This is a genomic window from Bradyrhizobium sp. AT1 (genome assembly GCF_001590795.1).
Classification (GTDB): domain Bacteria; phylum Pseudomonadota; class Alphaproteobacteria; order Rhizobiales; family Xanthobacteraceae; genus Bradyrhizobium.
This window is the reverse complement of sequence record NZ_JXDL01000001.1, coordinates 5,635,330-5,639,161: the sequence shown is the minus strand read 5'-3', so window position 1 is coordinate 5,639,161 and position 3,832 is coordinate 5,635,330. Positions and strand designations below refer to the sequence as shown.

The following is a 3,832-nucleotide window of genomic DNA, read 5'->3' as shown; positions in this document are numbered from 1 at the left end:
CGTCGCCGCATCTACCCCGGGGCGGCGACGGTCCATCGAAACAGACCAGAAAGGATCAGCACCATGACATCAATCTTCCGCGCCCTGCCGCAAGCTGCGGCCATCGTCGCCCTCGGCGCCTCGACCTCCGCATGGGCCCAGAGCCAGCTGCAAACGCAGATCACGCCGCAGATGCGCAACGAAGCGCGTACCGTCATGCAGGCCTGCCGTACCGATTATGAGGGCCTTTGCAGCAACGTCGCGCCGGGTGGCGGACGCATCCTGGCCTGCCTGCAATCCCATGCCGGCCAACTCACCTCGTCCTGCGCACAGGCGCTGCCTCGCGCGCAGGCGCTGCGGGACGGCGCCGTCAGCGCCGGCGTCGCCCCGAAATAGGAGGACGTCGTGGCCTATGCTTCTCTCCTGCTCGATCCGACGATTCGGCGCGTGATCCTGGCAACCGCGATGGGCCTGATGCTGCTCGAATATGGCATCGGCCGGCTCGCACACCACGACACCCACGACTGGCGCGAGAGCGTCGCCTCGTTCGGCGTCGCGCTGGGACAGAACCTGCTCCGTGCGATCGAGGCCGGCATTCTCGCCGTGCCGTTCGCCTTCCTGTACGAACACCGGCTGTTCGACTTCGAGCAGACCGCTCCGCTTGCGCTCGCAGGATTATTCCTGGGCAGCGAGTTTCTGTACTATTGGCAGCACCGCGCCTCGCATCGGATTCGCTGGATGTGGGCGACCCATGCGGTGCATCACTCGACGACGCGGCTGAACCTGACGGCGGCGATCCGGCTCGGCTGGACCGGCAACATCTCGGGCAATTTCCTGTTCTTCCTGCCGCTGGCGCTGATCGGCTTTCATCCGCTCGCGATCGTGGCGATGCTCGGGATCAACCTGCTCTACCAGTTCTTCATCCATAGCGGCTTCGCGCCGAAGCTCGGCGTGCTCGAATGGGTGCTCAACACGCCGAGCCATCATCGCGTGCATCATGCCTGCAACGAGCCGTGTCTCGACAGGAACTACGGCGGCATCCTGATCGTGTTCGACCGCCTGTTCGGCACCTTTGCCGAGCGTCCCACGGATCAGCCGCTCCGTTTCGGCCTGGTCGGCGGCACCCCGTCCTTCAACCCGATCCGGATCGCGCTGGGCGAATGGATCGCGATGTTGAGAGACGCATGGACGGCGCGCGGAGCGAGTGCGAAGCTCCGCGCCTTGTTCGGCCCGCCCGGAGGCTGAGCGCGAACGATCAAATCGTCTGATTGTACTCGCCGACTTCGGGATGCGTGCGCAGCACGCTGTTCACCATCTCGAACATGTCGTGCATGCGCTGCTCGGAGACCGGGCTCTCGACCACGACGACGAGCTCGGGCTTGTTGGAGGAGGCGCGCACCAGGCCCCAGCTGCCGTCCTCGACCGTGACGCGCACGCCGTTGACGGTGACGAGATCGCGGATCGCCTGGCCCCCGATCTTGGCACCCTTGGCCTGCAGGCCTTCGAAGTGCTTCACCACCTGGTCGATGACGCCGTATTTGGTCTCGTCGGCGCAATGCGGCGACATGGTCGGCGACGACCAGGTCTTCGGCAGCGCGTCCTTCAGATCGGCCATCGACTTACCGGGGGCGCGGTCGAGCATGTCGCAGATCGCGAGCGCCGAGACCAGGCCGTCGTCATAGCCGCGGCCATAGGGCTTGTTGAAGAAGAAGTGGCCGGACTTCTCGAATCCCGCGAGCGCGCCGGTCTCGTTGGTGCGGCGCTTCATGTAGGAATGGCCGGTCTTCCAATAGTCGGTCCTGGCGCCCTGCTTCTGCAACACGGGATCGGTGACGAACAGGCCGGTCGACTTCACGTCGACGATGAAATGCGCGTCCTTGTGGATCGCCGACATGTCGCGCGCCAGCATCACGCCGACCTTGTCGGCGAAGATCTCCTCGCCGGTGTTGTCGACGACGCCGCAGCGGTCGCCGTCACCGTCGAAGCCTAGGCCGACATCGGCCTTGTGATGCAGCACCGCATCGCGGATCGCGTGCAGCATCTCCATGTCTTCCGGGTTCGGATTGTATTTCGGGAAGGTGTGATCGAGCTCGGTATCGAGCGGGATCACCTCGCAGCCGATCGCCTCCAGCACCTGCGGCGCGAAGGCACCGGCGGTGCCGTTGCCGCAGGCCGCGACGACCTTGAGCTTGCGCTTCAGCTTCGGACGATTGGTGAGATCGGCGATGTAGCGCGCCGGATAGTTCTCGTGGAACTGGTAGGCGCCGCCGGCCTTGTTCTTGAACTCGGCATTGAGCACGATCTCCTTCAGCCGCGTCATCTCGTCGGGGCCGAAGGTCAGCGGACGGTTGGCGCCCATCTTCACGCCGGTCCAGCCGTTGTCGTTGTGCGAGGCCGTCACCATGGCGACCGCGGGCACGTCGAGATCGAACTGCGCGAAATAGGCCATCGGCGTCACCGCAAGCCCGATGTCGTGCACCTTGCAGCCAGCCGCCATCAGGCCGGAGATCAGTGCATACTTGATCGAGGCCGAATAGCCGCGGAAATCATGACCGGTGACGATCTCCTGCTTGACACCGAGCTCGGCAATCAGCGCGCCCAGCCCCATGCCGAGCGCCTGCACACCCATCAGGTTGATTTCCTTCTGGAACAACCAGCGCGCGTCGTATTCGCGAAAGCCGGTCGGCTTCACCATCGGCTCGGATTCGAAGGCGTAGGTGTTGGGCAGAAGGACGGATTTCGGCTTCGGGAACATTGAGACGGTCTCGTGAAAGGGCAGGAAATGAGGCAGCCTTAGCGAATGCCGGGCCGCAGCGGAAGGCGGGAATGCAGGCTTATGGCCGATAATTGCGGCAGTTTGGTAACGAAGAAACGTTACCGCGAAGGCGACACCAAATGTATGACCGGAATGGGCTAACTCTGCAGCCGTGCTATCTCCTCTTCGACGACTGCCCTGAGAGCTGGCAAAGCCTGCTGAACAGTCTCCCACACAAGATGTGCTGCAACATCTTCATAGTTGTGGCGATAGACATTGCCTGCCGCCGCCATCTGCCTCCATGCGATCGCTGGGTGCCTTTCTTTCAGCTTCTCCGGCAGACGGCGAGAGGCTTCTGAAATGATCTCCAGACAGCGCGTTACAGCATAGACCGCCCGCAGGTCCGCCGCGAATGCCTGGCGATCTGCCGTGCCGGCGAACTCGGCTGCCAAATCGATGTGATGCAAGATGTCCCGCAGAGTCCCGTCGATGCGATCAGAAGGCATAGACAGCATCGGCCGTCGCGGCAGGAGCAACGTATGATTTCAGACCGTCGCGATTGACGACGTCAACCGGGCCTTCAAACAGATTGGAGATGTATTCCTTGAGCTCGACGTAGTCGAAGACAGTGATCCGCGCGTCTGGATCGATCTCGACCATGATGTCGATATCGCTGCCGGGATGATTGTCACCCCTCGCGACCGAACCGAACAACGCGGCATGCAAAACGCCCCGTTCGCGAAGGGCGTGCTCGGACTGTCGCAGGATGGTAATCGGGTCGGGCCTGTCCATGGGCGGAATATAGCACCCAAACTGGCCTTAAGGGAGGCCTCCCCGGCCCAGAGCGAAGCTATTGCTCCAGCACCATCTGGCCGTTGGCATACTCGAAGCGCTTCAGGCGGGACAGGAAGGAGAGACCGAGCAGGTTCTCCGACAGCGCCTCGTCGGGCAGCACCATGGCATCGACGTCGCGCACGATGAGGCCGCCGACATCGAGCATGGCGATGCGGGTGCGCGCGGCCTTGATGGTGCCGTTGGCCGTGGAGACGGTGGCGTTGTACTCGCTGCGCGAGGGACGAAGACCAAAGCGGGCCGCCG

General features: G+C 63.3%; 6 protein-coding genes. 2 read left to right on the top strand and 4 right to left on the bottom strand.

Annotation, left to right across the window (positions count from 1 at the left end; all coding sequences use genetic code 11):
* The coding region (locus SE92_RS26050) for a cysteine rich repeat-containing protein (protein ID WP_245324694.1) at window positions 1–375 on the top strand (375 nt) is incomplete at its 5' end.
* Between the two features lie 9 nt (window positions 376–384).
* Window positions 385–1,224, top strand: a complete 840-nt coding sequence (locus SE92_RS26045; RefSeq protein ID WP_063199812.1) for a sterol desaturase family protein — start codon at window positions 385–387, stop codon at window positions 1,222–1,224.
* Window positions 1,225–1,234: 10 nt separating this feature from the next.
* On the opposite strand, the gene SE92_RS26040 is transcribed toward SE92_RS26045, so the two are convergent.
* The 4 genes from SE92_RS26040 to SE92_RS26025 form a co-directional block, all read right to left on the bottom strand.
* Window positions 1,235–2,734 carry a phosphomannomutase/phosphoglucomutase gene (locus SE92_RS26040; protein WP_063199809.1) on the bottom strand — a complete coding sequence of 500 codons (1,500 nt, stop codon included), beginning with the start codon at window positions 2,732–2,734 and terminating at the stop codon, window positions 1,235–1,237.
* A gap of 158 nt (window positions 2,735–2,892) precedes the next feature.
* The gene (locus SE92_RS26035) at window positions 2,893–3,240 is read right to left on the bottom strand and encodes a HepT-like ribonuclease domain-containing protein (protein ID WP_063203763.1); all 348 of its coding nucleotides are present in this window, start codon (window positions 3,238–3,240) and stop codon (window positions 2,893–2,895) included.
* Entirely contained in the window at window positions 3,230–3,526 is a 297-nt protein-coding gene (locus SE92_RS26030; protein WP_063199807.1) for a nucleotidyltransferase family protein, read from the bottom strand. The genes SE92_RS26035 and SE92_RS26030 overlap by 11 nt, the downstream gene beginning before the upstream one ends.
* A gap of 58 nt (window positions 3,527–3,584) precedes the next feature.
* On the bottom strand, window positions 3,585–3,832 hold a 248-nt coding region (locus tag SE92_RS26025), incomplete at its 5' end, for a TIGR02281 family clan AA aspartic protease (protein ID WP_157095961.1).